The organism is Pseudomonas sp. SJZ103, assembly GCF_007828335.1.
Lineage (GTDB): Bacteria > Pseudomonadota > Gammaproteobacteria > Pseudomonadales > Pseudomonadaceae > Aquipseudomonas.
Genome location: NZ_VIUN01000015.1, coordinates 12,949 through 29,953, shown reverse-complemented (window position 1 = coordinate 29,953; position 17,005 = coordinate 12,949). Strand labels below are relative to the sequence as shown.

At 53.8% G+C, this 17,005-nt stretch carries 15 protein-coding genes and 1 pseudogene; 4 read left to right on the top strand and 12 right to left on the bottom strand.

Features of this window, described 5'->3' with window-relative positions; all coding sequences use genetic code 11:
* From FBY10_RS25510 to FBY10_RS25485, 6 genes are read right to left on the bottom strand one after another with little or no spacing between them, the layout of a single operon-like run.
* Positions 1–888: a 3-keto-5-aminohexanoate cleavage protein gene (locus FBY10_RS25510; RefSeq protein WP_145338298.1), complete on the bottom strand. Its 888-nt coding sequence runs from the start codon at positions 886–888 to the stop codon at positions 1–3.
* A 40-nt stretch (positions 889–928) separates the two neighbouring features.
* A complete protein-coding gene (locus FBY10_RS25505; RefSeq protein WP_145338299.1) occupies positions 929–1,378 on the bottom strand; it encodes a thioesterase family protein in 450 nt (149 codons plus the stop codon).
* 3 nt (positions 1,379–1,381) lie between these two features.
* The gene (locus tag FBY10_RS25500) at positions 1,382–2,254 is read right to left on the bottom strand and encodes a fumarylacetoacetate hydrolase family protein (protein ID WP_145338300.1); all 873 of its coding nucleotides are present in this window, start codon (positions 2,252–2,254) and stop codon (positions 1,382–1,384) included.
* A gap of 50 nt (positions 2,255–2,304) precedes the next feature.
* A complete protein-coding gene (gene gtdA, locus FBY10_RS25495) occupies positions 2,305–3,354 on the bottom strand; it encodes a gentisate 1,2-dioxygenase (protein ID WP_145338301.1) in 1,050 nt (349 codons plus the stop codon).
* Between the two features lie 24 nt (positions 3,355–3,378).
* Positions 3,379–4,326 carry a PDR/VanB family oxidoreductase gene (locus FBY10_RS25490; RefSeq protein ID WP_145338302.1) on the bottom strand — a complete coding sequence of 316 codons (948 nt, stop codon included), beginning with the start codon at positions 4,324–4,326 and terminating at the stop codon, positions 3,379–3,381.
* 60 nt (positions 4,327–4,386) lie between these two features.
* A complete protein-coding gene (locus tag FBY10_RS25485) occupies positions 4,387–5,472 on the bottom strand; it encodes an aromatic ring-hydroxylating dioxygenase subunit alpha (RefSeq protein ID WP_145338303.1) in 1,086 nt (361 codons plus the stop codon).
* A gap of 345 nt (positions 5,473–5,817) precedes the next feature.
* Between FBY10_RS25485 and FBY10_RS25480 the strand changes: the two genes are divergently transcribed.
* Positions 5,818–6,354 carry a MarR family winged helix-turn-helix transcriptional regulator gene (locus tag FBY10_RS25480; protein WP_145338304.1) on the top strand — a complete coding sequence of 179 codons (537 nt, stop codon included), beginning with the start codon at positions 5,818–5,820 and terminating at the stop codon, positions 6,352–6,354.
* A gap of 18 nt (positions 6,355–6,372) precedes the next feature.
* On the opposite strand, the gene leuD is transcribed toward FBY10_RS25480, so the two are convergent.
* The 6 genes from leuD to FBY10_RS31595 form a co-directional block, all read right to left on the bottom strand.
* Entirely contained in the window at positions 6,373–6,939 is a 567-nt protein-coding gene (gene leuD, locus FBY10_RS25475; protein WP_145338305.1) for a 3-isopropylmalate dehydratase small subunit, read from the bottom strand.
* The gene (gene leuC, locus FBY10_RS25470; RefSeq protein ID WP_145338306.1) at positions 6,932–8,332 is read right to left on the bottom strand and encodes a 3-isopropylmalate dehydratase large subunit; all 1,401 of its coding nucleotides are present in this window, start codon (positions 8,330–8,332) and stop codon (positions 6,932–6,934) included. Before leuC ends, leuD begins: the two co-directional genes overlap by 8 nt.
* Before the next feature lie 40 nt (positions 8,333–8,372).
* Positions 8,373–9,713 carry an MFS transporter gene (locus FBY10_RS25465; RefSeq protein WP_145338307.1) on the bottom strand — a complete coding sequence of 447 codons (1,341 nt, stop codon included), beginning with the start codon at positions 9,711–9,713 and terminating at the stop codon, positions 8,373–8,375.
* 255 nt (positions 9,714–9,968) lie between these two features.
* Positions 9,969–11,078, bottom strand: coding sequence for an alcohol dehydrogenase catalytic domain-containing protein (locus FBY10_RS25460; protein ID WP_145338308.1), 1,110 nt, complete (start codon positions 11,076–11,078; stop codon positions 9,969–9,971).
* 39 nt (positions 11,079–11,117) lie between these two features.
* Positions 11,118–12,056 carry a transporter gene (locus FBY10_RS25455; protein ID WP_145338309.1) on the bottom strand — a complete coding sequence of 313 codons (939 nt, stop codon included), beginning with the start codon at positions 12,054–12,056 and terminating at the stop codon, positions 11,118–11,120.
* 583 nt (positions 12,057–12,639) lie between these two features.
* A complete protein-coding gene (locus FBY10_RS31595) occupies positions 12,640–12,975 on the bottom strand; it encodes a hypothetical protein (protein ID WP_178116794.1) in 336 nt (111 codons plus the stop codon).
* A gap of 1,124 nt (positions 12,976–14,099) precedes the next feature.
* Between FBY10_RS31595 and FBY10_RS32335 the strand changes: the two are divergent.
* The 3 genes and pseudogenes from FBY10_RS32335 to FBY10_RS31590 form a co-directional block, all read left to right on the top strand.
* Positions 14,100–15,356 (top strand): annotated as a pseudogene (locus tag FBY10_RS32335) (HAMP domain-containing protein); the annotation flags it as partial.
* Positions 15,357–15,470: 114 nt separating this feature from the next.
* Positions 15,471–16,217 (top strand): methyl-accepting chemotaxis protein, encoded by a 747-nt coding sequence (locus FBY10_RS32330; protein ID WP_371921003.1) that lies wholly within the window; start codon positions 15,471–15,473, stop codon positions 16,215–16,217.
* 160 nt (positions 16,218–16,377) lie between these two features.
* The coding region (locus tag FBY10_RS31590; RefSeq protein WP_178116793.1) for a hypothetical protein at positions 16,378–17,005 on the top strand (628 nt) is incomplete at its 3' end.

Below are 17,005 nucleotides of genomic sequence, written 5' to 3'. Positions count from 1 at the left end.
TCAGGCCAGTGGTGCCAAGCCGAGCATTTCTCGGGCTTCAGCTGGTGTGGCGATCTCTAGACCCAGTTCGCGAATGATACGAACCTGGCGCTCGACCTGTTGCTCGTTAGTCGAGGGTTGACCCTTGGCGAACATCAGGTTGTCTTCCAAACCGACTCGAACATGACCGCCCAGCAACAGAGCCTGCGTGGTAGCCGGCACCTGCGTTTGTCCAATGGCTGACACGCAGAAGATTGATTCCGGCGGCAAGAGATTGACCATCATCATCAGATTCTCCGGTGTATAGGGCATGGCGCCCTGAAAGCCACGCTCAGCACCCAGAACAATGTTCACGTAATAAGGCGGTTTATCGAAGCCCGCCTTGATCAAGCGCATCATGTCTTGAACGATGTGAGCGGGGTTGAAAACCTCCCATTCGGGCTTGATGCCGCGCTCTTTAAAACGTGCCGCCAAGCGATCGCACTGAGACGGTGTGGTGGGGTTGATGATCTCGCGACCACCGAATGAAGCCGTCACGGTAAAGCCGTCGAACGTAGCGGTTTCCGCACCTGCGTCCAGCCCTTTGATACGCTCTTCAAAATCGATCTCAAACATGCCATCGCTGCGTTCGATCAGAAGGTCGCCGTCAACGCCACCGCCGGTGGAGTTGTTGATCACGATGTCGCAACGCTCACGTACGAGGCGATTGATTTCCTGGTAAATTTCGGGATTGCAGGTCGCTTCGTCATCTGGGCGCCGTGCGTGAATGGCGGCAACGGAGGCGCCCGCTTGGTAGCAGCGATAAATCGACTCAGCGATTTCCTCTGGCTGGGTAGGCAGGTGTGGATTCTGCGATTTTTTGGCCATGCCGCCGGTAGGAGCAATGGTCACAATAACTTTTCTTGCCATGGTGCTGATTCCTTGTGTAATGGATTGTGTAATCAGTCAGTCAGGAGGCGGGCGATCGAACGAGCGGGTGGGTGAGTGACTCAGTACTTTCAAGCAGCGCCCTGACTGGCTCGGGCACTGCTATTGCGCGCATACCTGAAGCGTTGCTTTCGGCCCAGACACGCACCTCTTCAGCCTCGGCAAGACACTCATCTGCGCGTAAAAAGCGATGTTTGAAACTCAAAGACTTGGTGCCCAGTCGGCTAACCACAATTTCGTGTACAAGCTGGTCATGTAACTTGGCCGGGGCAAGGAACTGCATGTTGAAACCAGTCGATGGCAGTCCGCGTTGCATACCGCTTGCGGTCACTTCATTGGGATCGATGCCCATCGCGAGGAACATCAGATTCACGCCTTCAACCATCCACCGGGCGTAGTGGGGAAAGAAGATGATTCCGGCGGGATCGCACTCGCTCCATTGCAGCAGGCGTTCATAGCGAAACTCGCGCATGCTCTAGCCCTCAACCTGATCGGCGAATTGAGGTGCGACGCGAATGTCGAATGTTGCGATTTTTTCGACGTAGGCTTTGATCGTGTCGCCGGGCAGCACCGGACCTACGCCAGCAGGCGTACCAGTCATGATTACATCGCCCGGATGAAGCGTGTACAAAGCGCTGGCATAAGCAATGACGCGGCGTACATTCAATATCAGTAACTGGGTGTTGGCCTGCTGACGCACTTCACCGTTGACGTGCAAGCTGAGATCCAGGTTGTCCGGATCTGGAATTTCGTCACGAGTGACCAGCCATGGGCCAAGCACGCTGTAGGTGTCGGGAGATTTGCGATAGCAAGGTGTTTCTCCCCCTCGTACGCTCATATCCAAGCCGATGGTGTATCCGGCAACGTAATCCAGTGCTGCTTCTACAGGTACGTGACGCGCTGTTTTACCGATAACGACCGCCAGTTCGACTTCGTGATCCGTGCGGCGCCCAGCAAAAGCAGACTGTATTTCGTCGGCGGTACCGATTAGTGAGCTGTTTGCTTTAAGGAACAGCCCATAGGCTTCTAGGGTCGTGAAGGTTTTTCCGTTGTTGATTTCGGAGTCGCCGTTAGCTTCTTCAATATGAGCGTGGTAGTTCACAGGTGCGCCGATGATCTTCCCGGGGGTGGCCACCGGACTTTCTAGTCGAACGGTGCTCAGCTTCAGCGGCTGGATACAGGGCAATTTTGCGCGGACTACATCCAGAACCTTTTCCAGTTGGCCGATGACGACGTCACCCAGTGGTGCTGGCCAGTGAAGTTGGCGTTCGAATAAGTCGGTGACGTCGTAGACATTGTCCTTTTGAACAACACCGATCCGGTCGTGATTGAAGCGGCAGATTTTCATGATGGCGCTCGCGCTAGGGGGTCAGAGGAATGTGTGCAATTGGATTCCGCTCATCCTTTTAGCTCGCGCCAAAGGCCAAGCTTTTCGTGAACGGGACGATCGGAGTAAGTGAAAAACACGGCTTCTTCGCTGGCTGTCAGGCTGTATTCCGTCCAAGCTGGTATGACCAAAATGTCTTTGACATTCAGAACAAAAGAGCTTTGACCAACTTTGGCGTTGAGGCTGCCTTCCACTAGTACTAATACGGCTCCATCGGTGGAGCGGTACGGACGGCTTGTAAATCCGGCAGGAAGCAGGCGCATGCTGGTGGCAATAGTAGGGATCGCCCAGTCACCTGTAGTTGGGTTGACATAGCGTAATGCGTAGCCATGGTGGGGATCCGGAGCCCCGGTTAGCGTTAACTGATGTAAAGCTTCGCGGGTCCGGGCGTAGGGGTAATTGAAAATGGGCGAGGTATGAGTGGGCTTGCTGTCCAGCGGAAGCATGCCAGCACCATAACGTGCATCCGAATCGCCTTCTGGCCGGGTGAGGATCTGCGCCATTTCACCGTGCTCTTCCCTGAACCCAGTACCGAGGAATCGAACCAGCGGAACGTCCAGTCCATCCATCCATATCACCGGGCCGTCGGCGGCGCTTCCGTGGTCGTGCCACGTCCAGGCGGGCGTAATAATGAAGTCGCCGGGGTGCATGGTGGTGCGCTCACCATCCACAGCTGTATAGGCGCCCGTGCCCTCGATCACGAAACGCAATGCTGATTGTGAGTGGCGGTGAGCAGGTGCTATTTCACCGGGCAGAATCAGTTGAAGGCCTGCATAAATGGTGTCCGTTATTTGCGATGCACCTGGCAGCCCTGGATTCTCCAGCACCAAAACGCGTCGTTCGGCTTCCTCTGCTGTGATGAGTTCACCTGCCTCCAACAACCGAGGTCGGACCTTGGCATACTCCCATACATAGGGCACAGCTTTTGGACGCGGTTCGCTTGGTACTAGGCCTTTAAGCGAAACCCAGAGCGGTCCAAGGCTTTCGCTTTTGAGGGTGCAATAGTAGTCATCGAGCTTGCTTTGATCGGTGACGGGGGCAACTGTTTGAGCCTGGCTCATGATTTGATCTCCTGGACTTCCGGTTTAGGGCAACTCGACAGTAATGCTGCCAACGACTCGAGAAACGCAGGCACAAAGGTGCTGACCTTCTTGTTTCTGACGTTCACTAAAGAAGACATCGCGGTGGTCGAGCTCCCCATCGAGCTCAAGAACATCAACAGCGCATAGGCCGCACTCACCGCGGCGACAGCTGTAAAGAGGCTCCGCACCTGCTTCATCCAAAGCATCAAGTAACGAGCGGTTAGCTGGCACCATGAAGTCCAGCCCGCGCGCAGGTACCACGACGCGAAAGGATTGGGCGGGTTTCAAACCTGCGCCGCCGAATGTTTCGAAGCGCAGTCGCTCCGGAGGTCGTTGTTGAGCCCTCCACACAGTGCGAACGGCTTCCATCATGGGTACCGGCCCGCACATATAGGTCTCTGCAACAATGGATAGAGGCGACAGCAGGGATTGCAAATCAATAACGCCGCGTTCCTCATCAGCCCAGACCATCAGTTGCTCAGAGAACTCTTCGCTCAGCATGTTGAGAAACGGCATGGATGTACGTGAACGCCCCAAGTAAACAAAGCGGAAGGCGACGCCCAGTTCTTTCAGTTGTCGGGCCATGCCGATGATGGGGGTGACGCCAATGCCGCCAGCAATCAGCAAGACTTCCTGCGCGGTTAAACCCAGGGTGAAGTGATTGCTGGGTAGGGAGACTCCAAGACGATCACCGGACTCCAATTGATGCATGTAAAGTGAGCCGCCGCGACTCTGGGGCAAGCGCCGAACCGCGATGACAAGGCGACGCGGCGCAATGTGCTCGACCACAGAGTAAGAGCGGATCTCGGTACTTCCATCGACATAAACTTTTAGGTCCACGTGACTGCCCGGATCGAATGTGGGCAGGTTGACCGGAAACTCGATTTCAATGCGTCGAACGTCCTCGCAAAGGGACAGGACACCGGCAATAGAAGCTTCATGGAAGTGCATGATTCAGAACTCGACGGTAGGAGGAAGTCGAACAGGCGATAGGTGATCGTGTTTGAAGAGTTAGCCCGCGGCCTGCCGCAGGATAAGCTTCGTCGTTTCCGCTTCACCGTTTTCTGCAGCGAGCTTTCGGTCGATCAGGCGCCGGGCCCACATCGCGCCACCGTCGATGTTGAGGAAATAGAATTCGCGGTCCGGATACTGCTTCACAGCCTTCTGCTGCAGTTCGAGTACTGTCTTGTCTTCACCAAAAATACGCCGGGCCGCCTCGCGCCATTCCGTTGTAAGGCGTTGGTCCGCAAGCTTGTAATTGCGAAGAAATGCCCAGAAATAGCGACAGGTATTGGCATCCACTGGTGTTGCCGTGTGAATGACGAAACCGCTGAGGCCTTTGCTGCGGTCACCTTCGGGTGCACCCGTACCGGTAGGCGCAACACCGACATCGATGGTCACCGTTGAGGCGGTATGGAAAGTAATCATCTGCCAACGATCGACGTTGCCTGGCTTGCCGAGTTGTTTCTTGAAAAAGGGTGGTGGATCAATGTCCAGCATCCAGCGTGTCAGGAAGACATTGTCGTCGGTGTGCCGCACCGTGAATGGCGCTTCGGCCACCGCATCGTTGCCGATGCTCGAACCATGCACGTAGGTTTCGTGGGTCAGGTCCATGAGGTTGTCTACCAGCAAACGGTAGTCACAAGCCAGATCTGTGATTCCCCCATCCCCAGACCAATCGGGATGTTGATTCTGGAATATATTGGGAATTAAATCGGGATCTGCCTTGGCGGGTTCTCCCATCCATATCCATACAAAACGATGACGCTCAACCAGTGGATACGTTTTTACGCAGGCTGACGGGTTGAGTGTTTCCTGGGAGGGCATGAGGATGCAGCGTCCCTGTGGATTGAACACCAGGCCGTGGTACCCGCAGCGCACTTCGTCATTGACCAGAGAGCCGGCTGACAATGGGAGAAGGCGGTGCCAGCAAGCATCTTCAAGCGCCACGGGAGTGCCATCCTTGCAGCGGTAGAGAACAACGGATTGATCGCAGATTTTGCGAGCCAACAGCTTGTGTTCAAGCTCGTAGTCCCAGGCCGCGACATACCAGCTATTTAACGGAAAGGTGCGATCGGTCGCAGCGTCAGGTTTCATGGGAGGTCTCCGATTACAGCATTTTTCTTATCATTGATAAGTATCCTAGATTTCTAGTTTTGTGATGTCAAGCTTTCCGCTATCTTGATTAGGTATTTCCATAACAGGCTTCTCTACGATGGGCAGAGGCTATGTCAGCGCGTATGCTGTGAAGTCGTCGCACCGCGCTTTTTCGAGCAATGTTGATCGGCTAGACGTGATAAGCGGGCGATCGGCAGGCTGTGGAGGCGGGCTTCGGGTCAACCACTGGTGATGTAAATTGCGCAAATAGACAAAGCGCGGACTACGTCGTTTGAATGTGTCCAGACGGACAGCGGCGATGGGTGAAAAGGAGAGAAATCAGACGTGAAAAGAGTGACTAAGACTGTGCGCCGTCCACGTTCAATTGCCGCTGAGGAGCCTGATGCAGTTCCCGCCGAGGCGTGCGACCTGTCGGTGTTGACGGACACGTTCGGCTTCTTGATCAGAGCCTGTCAGGTTCAGGCATTTCGTGGTTTCTACGAGATATTGGGAGAAACGGGACTGACGCCCGGCAGCTACGCAACCTTGGCACTTATTGGCGCTAATCCAGGTGTCCGACAGGGGTTTGTCGCTTCACTCTTGGCGTTTCGTGAGCCCAATATGGTTCGGCTGGTCAAGGAATTGACAGCAGCAGGTTTAGTCATCGGTAAACGGTTGCCGCACGATCGGCGTGCGACAGGCCTGGAACTGACGGAAAAAGGCATGACCTTCATGGAGAGTATCCAGGAGCGTGTGATTGAACTGGAGAACAGCTACACCGAAGGGTTGACGAGATCCGAACGCGTCATGTTGATGGAACTTCTAAAAAAAATGTTCCGTCAAGGGTCGCAGCGTGGTGAGTCGTTCGAGTTCCATGACTGAATAACGAGCAAGGGGCATTTATTTCCGCCCCTTCTCGTACTCCAGAACCAAGTTTTGTTTTTTGCGCAGGTAGTCGAGTCTGTCAATACCTTGCATTAAGCAATAGCGCGCGAATGGATCGATTTCAAAGGTTTCTAAACAGCCTGCGTCGTCAATGATCGTTTGCGCTTCAAGATCTACGGTGATGCGCATAACTGTTTGATTGATCAGATTGGCATAGAGCCTGGTCGAGATTTCGATAGCGAGCAGGCCGTTATTAAGTGCGTTGTTGCGAAAAATGTCTGCGATACGTGGCGCCAGTACCGCCTGGAAACCGAAATCGATAATTGCCCACACGGCGTGTTCTCGTGAGGAACCGCAGCCAAAGTTACTTCCGGCGACCAGAATGCGCTGCAGATCTGGAAGGGCTGTGTCCAAAGGATGTTTCCCCCATTCCCTTTTCCGCGCGTCGGCGAACAGTGCCTCACCTAACCCAGCACTGGTTAGCGTTGTCATGAATCTCGCCGGCACAATTTGATCCGTGTCTACGTTGTCCTGATCAAGCACTACGATGCCAGTGTTCAGACTCGTGAAAGGATTAGCCATGTCGGTGAGCCTCACGGTGATCGGCGATAGTTCCAGATAATGCGCAAGCAGCAGCTGTTTCGGGGCTTGCCAGTAGCGTGCGTGAGCCGGGACCTTGCCGGCCAACAAAATTTCTGTTCGACGTTGATACGACTCGTTTTCCGGGCGGAACCAGATCCCCATTCATTCCCAGGCACATGGAGCAGCCCGAAAGGCGCCATTGAGCGCCGGCGTCGATGAAGATTCGATCAAGCCCTTCTGCTTCTGCCTCAGCGCGAACGGCCTCCGAACCTGGCACGACCAATAAGGTAACGGTCGGTGCGATTTTTCGTCCTTTCAAGACGCTAGCGGCTGCACGAAGGTCAACAAGCCTTCCGTTGGTGCAACTGCCGATGAAAACAAAGTCGATGGGCGTACCTAGCACCGTTTGGCCTGGATGAAACTGCATGTACTCCAGTGCCTGTTCATTTTTTCCGTTGATGCTGTTCCCGGGAATGACTCCTTGAACGGAAATGGCGGTGTCAGGGGTGGTTCCCCAAGTGATCACTGGTGCAATTGTGGATGCATCCAAGTTAATCTCTTGGTCGAACGGTGCGTCTGCATCAGTTGCCAGGCTCAGCCATCCCGCAATACGGTCTTTGAAATTCGCTGGTAAAGCGGGGCGGCCTCGTAACCATTCGATAGTGACCTGGTCGGGCGCGATCATTCCGGCGCGTGCACCGCATTCAATTGTCATGTTGCACAGCGTCATCCGCCCTTCCATTGATAGAGCGCGTACTGCCTCCCCGGCATACTCGATAACGTACCCAGTGCCCCCGGCGGCGCCGAGGTGAGTAATAACTGTCAAGGCGAGATCCTTTGCAGTCACCCCTGCGGGCAGTTGTCCATCAATCGTCACTCTCATTGTCTTGGGAACTGTCTGGAGCAGGCACTGTGTAGCAAGTACATGTGCCACTTCCGAGGTGCCTATGCCAAAAGCCAGTGTGCCGAAGGCTCCATGTGTCGAGGTATGACTGTCCCCGCAGACGATAGTCATTCCCGGAAGGGTGTATCCGAGTTCCGGCCCTATGACATGTACGATGCCCCGACGGGGATCGTCCCATCCAAAAAACTGAATATCATGCCGCGCAGCATTTAATTCCAGTGCATCGACCTGATCATTTGCTTGCTGTGAGACATAGGCGCGGCGACCGTTGATGTCCGGCGGAAGAGTGGGGGTAGCATGGTCGATTGTGGCGAGCGTTTGCTCGGGTCTCGCGACTCTCAGCCCTCGTGTTCCCAGAAAGGAGAACGCTTGCGGTGAAGTCACTTCGTTTATGAGATGAAAGTCGATGTACAGCACCGCGGGGAACTCGTCGGTCTGAGGCTCGACCAGATGCCTGTCCCAGATTTTTTGAAACATCGTAGACGCCATTGTTCATCCCTCTCGCATGAGCCTTGCTGGAAAATATTGACTAGTGAACCTCGGGGGTTGGCATTACTTCTTGGCGTTGCTTATCGACGTTTGCAGCGTGAGGCAACGTGCGAAGAAGCATAATTGAAAGAGCTGCGCATGCCGCCGGCACCGCTGTGAGAATGAAAATGAACTGGACGCTCAGACCTACTGACAGCAGGCCACCGGTCAACAGAGGCCCAGCGACCTGCCCGAGGCGTCCCATGCTGTAAGCCCAACCTAAGCCAGTAGCACGTACGTGGGCGGGATACCAGGACGCTGATAAGGTCAACATACCTGAGGCCGCAGCACCAAAGAAAAAGCCTGAACCGACTGCGCACGCCGAAAGCAGCATGGGGATGTTGATAAGTGCGCCCATGGGAGCCAGGCATATGGTGCCGCCGATGACGACGAGAGGGATAATCAAAAAAGGACCGAACTTGTCGATTGTACGGCCTACCCAAACATTTCCTAATGCGCTGCCCAAGTTAATCAAACCGACAACGAGCACGGACTCCGAGGCGCCGAGGCCTGATTGTTTGAGTAGGGCAGGAGTCCAGAGCACCATGACGATCAGCAACAGAAGGATCATGAAGAAAGGAAGCCAGATCAAAAAACTGCCTGTAAATCCACCTGCGGCAAAGACTTCCGAAATTGCTGTTTTCTTTTGGACGGGACGTTCCCAGGTAGCATTGAAGGTTTGAGGTAGCGCAGGTGCTAAGCGCTGAAGCAGTGCCTGAAGTTTGGCTATTTGATGGGGGGCGTTTGCCAGAAACTGTACTGATTCAGGTACCAAAAGGTGAAACATCGGGATGAGAACAAAAGGGAGGATGCCGCCGATGATGAATAGTGCTTCCCATCCCAGCGTCGGAATGACCAGTGATGCGATGCCCGCTCCCAGCATGCCTCCCACTGGAAATCCGGCATACAGTAAACCGACTACGAATCCTCGGCGATGCTCAGGAACATATTCGACGCTGTGAGAGATGATGTTGGGTATTGTGCCTCCCAATCCGATGCCCGCTAAAAAGCGCAGCAGGCATAGCGCCTCAAGTGAAGTAGCGAACACTGTGGCAAATGTAAAAAGACCAAAAATCGCCACCGTAAACTCGATGATTGGTTTGCGACCGAATCGATCAGCCAGCGGGCTTAGAATAAAAGCGCCAAGCAGTGCGCCTACCAAGCCTGCTGAAAACACAACGCCGAAGTGTCGGACAGCGATGCCGAGATCTTGGGACATGCTTGAGGCAGCAAAACCTATTGCCTGAGTATCAAAACCATCCAACAGGATGATGAGAATGCCCAAAGCAATGATCCGGCGGGCCACTGGCTTAATCTGGGGAAGGCTGATGAGGTCTTCCATCGTGGAGGGAGTTTGTCTCAAGACAGAGTGCCTTTGGCAGGGCCGAACAAAGACCCTGCAAATCGCAGAGCCTTCGTTTTGGTTGGGGTTGGTGGAAGGCTGCTTTCGCCGCCTTATGACGCCGGCCTATTTCGCCGCGCACGCAGGACTTCATTGAAGTGGAACTGTGTGGGGTTAGGGGCAAAGCCTGAGCGTCCCAAGTGGCGTGTCACGCTGCGTGGATCCTCGATGAGTTTGTCGCTTGAGGCTTGTCGCTCACGGCATCACCACAATATTGTTGAAACCGCCATGGTCACGGTGCTGCGCAGCGTCCAACGCTTCGTTAACCTCATTTAGCGCAAAACGTTGGTGCCTGAGTTTCGATAGATCTAGGGTACCGGCTCTGACCATTTTGGCCATGTCTTCGCCCTGCGCTGTCGTGAACCATGCAGAGCCTAAGTATGAGATTTGGCTGCACATGATCCAGATCGGATTGATCGGCAGATCCTTTTCCATACCGCCAATGGTCACGATACGACCACAACGACTGACTGAATGCATTGCGGCCAAGGTTGCTTCGGGCGGTGCGTCCGGACCCAGCGCCTCAATCATCACATCAGGACCGAACCCATCTGTCTCAGCTTTTGCCCACTCTGTGCATGGGCCATTCAGCGTTGAGTGCGTCACGATGCGTGTAGGAGCAAGCTCTTTGAGCTCAGCCAATAGTTTTTCATTGCGAGCGACGGCAAGAATTTTTGGCGCGCCCATGGCCAGGGCAAGTAGCGTTGCACCGACGCCAAGGGTGCCTGATGCACCGTTGATTAAAACGCTGGTGTCCGGTCCTACTTTTCCATGGCGTAGTGCTGCGTAGGATGTGCCCAGATATCCGAAGCGACCCGCTTCTTCAAAGCTTACTTCATCGGGCAACGTTACGATGCTGGAGACAGGGGCGACCATGTACTCTGCAAATCCACCGCTAGGATAGCGTTCAAACACCTTATGCGAGCCTGGCCCGAAGCCAAAATAGCCAGCAAAGGTGAAGGATGCACACGCTACAGTTTCGCCTCGCCGACATTTAGCACAGGCGCCGCAAGAGCGGGCAGGGTTAACGTAGACCCGTTGGCCAATGGCCAATCCATCAACATGGCGTCCAACGGCAACAATTTCGCCGGCAGGGTCAAGCCCATAAACTGCAGGGAGCTTTGGCAAGGGAAGGAACGGAAACCACTCTGGATAGTGGTATGCGACGTTTTTCAGGTTAGGAACCACACCGCATGCGCGAACGCGTACTAGGACGTCGTTATCGCCAGGGGGCGGAACCTCGATTTGGTCAACGGTAAACGGCTGGGCAACACTGTGCAGACGTGCGGCAAACATGTTTTTCATACTAAACCTCTAGCTGTGCTTTTTATTTTGACTGATTTTTCAGAGTGGCAGTGCGAGCTCTAACCAGAAACGCCTACCCGAGGTGCGGTTTTCGACCCCAAACTCTTTCTGGTACTTGACTAGCACAGCACCAACACCGGCGATGTCATAAGAAACCTGTGGTCCCAAACCAAAAGCCCTGCCGCGATTACCACCGGGGACATCCTCGCCAAACTGCCGATCGTCGGTGTATTGCTTCATCGCAAACCCCTGTACCGCTACCTTCAGTTTGGGGAGGGCATTGAGTGGGCGGTATGCGACATCAAAATCAAAGGTCACACTATTGCCGGAGTGGTAGTCCGTATCTTTGTTCTTGAAATTGAATTCGGGATAAAGCGTTGCTGAAAGCTCCCAGCGTGAGGTCGGTAGCCAGGTGGCGCTGACTGAGGGGGCGATCGTCCAGTAGTTCAACCCATTGTTGGCGAGACGGTCTTTGTCGTATTTGCCGATTGGCACATAGATTTCAGGGCCGCCGTAGGCGAAGAAGGTACCTGTGGAATTGACGTAGTTGAAGTAGATGGGAGAGAGAACGGGGTCGCCGAATCCGGTGCTTGTGTCTTTTCGGCCGAAAGCCTTGAGGTCGACCCGGGTCATCGGAAGGATGATCCCTGAGGATATCGAGAACGGCCCAACTGGCTCATTCCAGGTGTGAATAAGCCGAGGCACCACGGCATAAACTTCCGCTTTGAAATCGGGGTCTATTGACTTCCCGTTACGGTCGTTCAATCGCGTGCTTTCGTAGTACTGGTTGTACAGATAAAAGCCGGTCTCACCCGGTGCGGGCAAGGCAGCATTCATGATGGTATTCACCCCGACGGGGTAGTGAATTTGCCCGTTCTCAGAAGCCATCACCGGCGATGATATCAACGATGCGACAGCCAGTGAACTCAATGTCAGCGAACCATATGTGCTACTCAACGCACGTATGCTTAAGGCCATGGGGTATCTCCAGTTTTTTATTTTTGTTATGAGCTCTCAAGGAGCTGATTTCTTTGTCGACAGTCGGTCGGGTTCTGACTGGCGTCCGATGTCGTCAGCAGAATCGTCCTGCGAGCGGACCGTTCGGCTGCATAGCTCACATTGCTTATCAACGATAAGTATAAATTAAACCTAAATCAACCCCCTCTTTGGGTTAAATTGAGCGAGAGTTGCACGGCTGACGGTCGGTACGGCCATGAGGACTCCTTGCTTCATGCTGATGACCTGTTTATTCGAATCAGGCGGGTGAAAATGCAAAACTGGCCCGGTTAGAGCAGTGCCACATATTCAAAAGCCCAGATGAAACCGGCCGTGGTCATGGCTGTGCGCTAAAATTTGGCCGAGCCTGTGCAGGTGTCTGTCAATGCGCGTGAGAGTGGCGTAGGACGATAAGAGGTGCGAGTATCGGGCAGGTCGATCCAGGCACGAGGCGTGGTGCCTGAAGAGCATCGCAGCAGTGTTTAAAGCCTTGCGAGAGCGGACCTTGACTGGCTAGCTCGCTCTCGCAAAGATGACTCCATCCTTGAATTCTATTGACCATCCACTATTTGGTGGTCTCGATATGCTGACGACGAGTACCAACCAGCACGACCGACAATGTCGCTGTGTTTCCGCTTTTGTTGCGCCAGGCATGACGGGTACCATTCTGTACAACGGTATCGTGCACGCCCAGCCTGACTTCTTGGGTATCGGTTTCCAGCCAGACTTCACCATCGAGTACGGTCACGTAATCAACGGTATCGGTGGTATGAAAACCCGGTGCTTCAGGCTCGAAAAGCTCCGCCAACCCTGGTGCACGATGGGCTTGCTCCAACGCGGCCGCCGCGAAGTCAAATCCAGGATTGGCGTAAACCGCATCTGGAGGCAGCGTGAGGATCATGAACACGCTCCCGCTCGGGCTCGGATGCAACGATGCCAATGTTGGCACTGGATCAGAAAAGCCTTCGGGTATTGGCGCATTGGCCGTGGTAGCCCACAGTATTGAAGTGGACATACCCGGGATATGCTTGTACCGGTCCACCCGTGGAGCAAGGTGGTTATCGTGTAAACCAGAGCGGCCGTCCGCCCCATTTATTGTCACGACCCTTCTCATTCCCGCGTCGGCGACCAACGTATCTTCTGACTTATCAATCATGGCTTCACCACTATATTGATGAACGCCCCGCGCAGCCGCTCTTCGTTGTCACCTGGCGTTGGCACAGGCAATCGGTCCACAGCGTTGGGACTGCTAAGGTTGTGGAGCCTGGCAGCAAACGTCATCTTCATTCTATTTTCCTTTTTTTGTTTGTGTTAATAGGCGATCAGGACGGAACAGCAACCTCGAAACACAACCGGTCAGCCTGTGACCGGTCCTCTACAGAAATTATTATGGCGACTGCAGCAAGGCCTTTTCCTGAGTGGGGGCTCTAAGACTCAGGGGGGGGGCGAGCGATGCCGCCGGGCCGGGATCTGCCACTTGAGTTGCCGTAGTGCGAGTTGACAGAGGGCAGCACCGGCTCGCTGAAGCTTGTCATAGTGTCTATGGGCGCGAGTGCGTCCAAGTCCAGGCGGATAATGGGCAGTATCAGTGCCGCGGCCAGCGGCCGCCCGAGCCGCACGTAAAAAGCGCGTAACGCAGCATCAAAAATATGGCCACTCATGGTTTAGTGCACCCACTTGTTTCTTATTTTTTGGTACCGCCCAGAGTCGACATTTTTCAAGCTGTCGCAGGGGGCGGTGTCTGCCCCCTCCAGCTAAGAAAGCCCGGCGGCAAGCTGTCTTTATATTTATCAAAGATAAGTATATTGTAAAGCTGTATCCGGCTTTTTTTCGTCGTGTCCAACCACTGTTCCGAGAACCGAAGCGAAATTACTCCATCGTCACTGGCGGCGTTTTGTGGGAGCACTGGCCAGTTGGAGCGTCAACCTGGAACGAGTTCTTGCCGGTAACCGATTCCTTGGAAAGCTTATTCATGGGCAGCTTAAGTGTCCTAAAAAAACAAAAAAGATCCTTGAGGACTAACGTATGAAACCTCGCTCCCTGCAAACCTCTATCAGTTTTTTGACCAGTGGCATGCTGCTCCTGGCGGTCATCTCATTCATGCTCTTCAGCTTTTATGCCAATAAGTCGACCCAATTGCTGGTCCAAGACCGCATCCAGGCGAAACTGGAAAAAAATCTTGAAAGCTATCTACTGAGCGATGCACAGCAACAAGTCGGCAAGATCACCGCGCAATTGGATAAGGCGGCCGACCTGAGCTTGCAGCTTTCCACGCTCATAACAGCCGAGGCTGAACGCGGCGTCTCTCCAGGCCTCAGTCGAGAAGCCATTAGTGTCATGATCAAGCGATTGCTGGAATCCAATCCCGCGCTATTTAGCATCGGTGTCGGGTGGGAGCCTGGTGGAATGGATGGGCAGGACGTCAAATTTCAAGGCGCAAAGGGCCATGACGCCCAAGGCCGTTTTCTGCCAGTCTGGATCAGAACTCCTGGCGTCCCTGCACTGATTCCCATGACGGGTATGGACAGTACCCGCCAGACGCCGGAGGGTTTTCAAGAAGGTCAATATTACTTGTGTCCCAAATCCGGCCAGCGCTTATGTGCCCTTGACCCTCGTGAATACACAAACGATGGCAAACGCCTGATACTGCCCATTATTTCAGTGCCTATCATCGTCCATGGACGCTTCATGGGGATTGCCTCGAACGCCCCTTCAGTTGATTTCATTCAAAAACAGGCAGTGGATGCAAGCAAATCACTGTATGACAGCGCGGCAGAAGTAGCTTTGTTTGGCAAAAACAAACGCCTGATTGCCTATAGCAGAAACAAAGATCTGATCACTCAACCCTCTGACCGTATCCTCGATGCGACTAGCCAAGCCTTGCTTGAAAAGGTAGACAAATCCCCTATCTACAACGTAGACCGTGCCCGTAACCTAGTAGAACTGTACGTTCCCTTTGCCGTCGCTGGCAGCCAAACACTATGGACTTTAATGATCCGTCTGCCACTTAATGTTGCTGAACATGACCTCATATTACTCAAGCAAGATCTGGACAATCAAAACCAAGAAAATTTGCTAAAACAGGGAGTTATCGGTGCGCTCACTGCTTGTTTCGGCGTGGTTATCATGTGGCTGATGAGCTGCGGCATTGTCCGTCCGCTCCGCCAAATGCGTAGCATTATGCAAGAAGTAGCCAAAGGCGGCGGCGACCTGACGATTCGAATTCACAATGATCGGCGCGACGAAATTGGCGAGATTGCATCAGCATTCAATGCGTTTCTCGACAAACTACAGACGCTGATTGCGGAAGTAGTAGGCTCAGTACACGAAATCACAGAATCCGCGCGCAATAGTGATGAACGCGCCAAAAACACACGCGTGGGGATTCAAAAACAGATGCTTGAAATCGGCCAGGTGGTCACTGCCGTCACCCAAATGGCTGCAACCACCCAGGAAATCGCTCGCAGCGCCAATCAAGCTTCAGACGGTGCCCACCGGACAGATCAAGCGACCTCAATAGGAAATGCAATCGTCGAAAACAGCAAATTGGCAGTCATCGCGTTGGCCGCGGACATAGATCTTGCAGTAGAAACAGTCAAACGCCTCGCAGACGAAGGCGAAAACATCAGTTCGATTTTGAGCGTCGTGCGAGCTGTTGCGGATCAAACCAACTTGCTGGCGTTGAACGCAGCCATCGAGGCCGCCAGAGCGGGTGAACAGGGGAGAGGCTTCGCAGTGGTGGCTGATGAAGTTCGTAGCCTGGCGCAAAAAACACAGAATGCGACCGGAGAAATACAGCTGCTAATTCTACAGCTTCAGCATGGTTCTCAAGATGCCGTTGCTGCAATGAAGCGTAGTCAGGAAAAAGCAACGGACAGTGTTAACCACAGTGAGCAAGCTACCCAAGCCCTGAAATGTATTACCAAAGCAGCTTCCTTAATCACTGAGATGAACATCCAAATTGCGAGCGCGATCGAACAGCAGAAGTCAGTCGCACAGGAAATTCAGCAAAATATGATCAATATTGATAAAGCGGCAAATGCCACTCATGACGAAACCGAGCAGACCTCAAAAGCAAGTTTGCATTTGCGTAATTTGGCCGATCATCAGCACCAATTAGTCAAAATTTTTCGTGTGGGCTGATGTTGATCTGATGGCGACCCCAAAATGCATAAGCGGTATCAATATTAGCTAGGGCTGTGGATCTCCCAGTGACATCGCGTGCAGGTGAAAGGTTTGGTGTTGTTTCATGAATGGTCCTTTCTTAATTCGTATGAGTAGGACCGATAGAGATGGAGATGCGATGGACTCCCATTATTCGGACCCAGTTCGGCTAGACGATAGTTTGCATTTGTGGAACGGAGCTTGGTCGCTGGTGAACGGCGCGCTGTTCTGCCTCAGATGTGGCAACTGGCAAAAGCCCAGCGAGGCCGACCGACCTTTTGTGCATGTTCAGAACTGCGTGCTGCGCCAGAAATTCGCGCAATGGCCGTGGCAGGCCTTGACTGAGTTCTTGGGTGAACTGCCGGCCGCGACTGGGCGGTTTGCAAACCAGCGCCTCGAGGCCTACTCAGTTCTGGCTCCCCTGAATTTGCCGGGCGCCCTCCATTCCCAAGCATGCAAGCTGCTGCACGCCATCGGCAGCGCACGTAGCCTAGTCGATACCCGTCAAGCAGCGGACCGAGCTGAAGGCTTCGCACTGGGCGTGGAAACCCTACGTGCGCTGAACCCGGGCGACGTTGAAGGGCTGTATCTCGCCTTTGACCACGCAGAACAGGTACGACAGAGTACATTGAAGACCGTCTACGGGCCAATGCAGGCACTGGCTGAAGAGCAAGAGCAAGAGCAAGAGCAAGAGCAAGAGCAAGAGCAAGAGCAAGAGCAAGAGCAAGAGCAAGAGCAAGAGCAAGAGCAAGAGCAAGAGCAAGAGC

Bases quoted from the DNA above. Each gene is read 5' to 3' on its own strand.
- FBY10_RS25460 (WP_145338308.1), bottom strand. From the start codon at position 11,078: ATGAAAAACATGTTTGCCGCACGTCTGCACAGTGTTGCCCAGCCGTTT.
- FBY10_RS25485 (WP_145338303.1), bottom strand. From the start codon at position 5,472: ATGAAACCTGACGCTGCGACCGATCGCACCTTTCCGTTAAATAGCTGG.
- FBY10_RS25490 (WP_145338302.1), bottom strand. From the start codon at position 4,326: ATGCACTTCCATGAAGCTTCTATTGCCGGTGTCCTGTCCCTTTGCGAG.
- FBY10_RS25455 (WP_145338309.1), bottom strand. From the start codon at position 12,056: ATGGCCTTAAGCATACGTGCGTTGAGTAGCACATATGGTTCGCTGACA.
- leuD (WP_145338305.1), bottom strand. From the start codon at position 6,939: ATGGCTAATCCTTTCACGAGTCTGAACACTGGCATCGTAGTGCTTGAT.
- FBY10_RS25510 (WP_145338298.1), bottom strand. From the start codon at position 888: ATGGCAAGAAAAGTTATTGTGACCATTGCTCCTACCGGCGGCATGGCC.
- FBY10_RS25500 (WP_145338300.1), bottom strand. From the start codon at position 2,254: ATGAAAATCTGCCGCTTCAATCACGACCGGATCGGTGTTGTTCAAAAG.
- FBY10_RS25465 (WP_145338307.1), bottom strand. From the start codon at position 9,713: ATGGAAGACCTCATCAGCCTTCCCCAGATTAAGCCAGTGGCCCGCCGG.
- FBY10_RS25505 (WP_145338299.1), bottom strand. From the start codon at position 1,378: ATGCGCGAGTTTCGCTATGAACGCCTGCTGCAATGGAGCGAGTGCGAT.
- FBY10_RS31595 (WP_178116794.1), bottom strand. From the start codon at position 12,975: ATGATCCTCACGCTGCCTCCAGATGCGGTTTACGCCAATCCTGGATTT.
- gtdA (WP_145338301.1), bottom strand. From the start codon at position 3,354: ATGAGCCAGGCTCAAACAGTTGCCCCCGTCACCGATCAAAGCAAGCTC.
- FBY10_RS32330 (WP_371921003.1), top strand. From the start codon at position 15,471: ATGCTTGAAATCGGCCAGGTGGTCACTGCCGTCACCCAAATGGCTGCA.
- leuC (WP_145338306.1), bottom strand. From the start codon at position 8,332: ATGGCGTCTACGATGTTTCAAAAAATCTGGGACAGGCATCTGGTCGAG.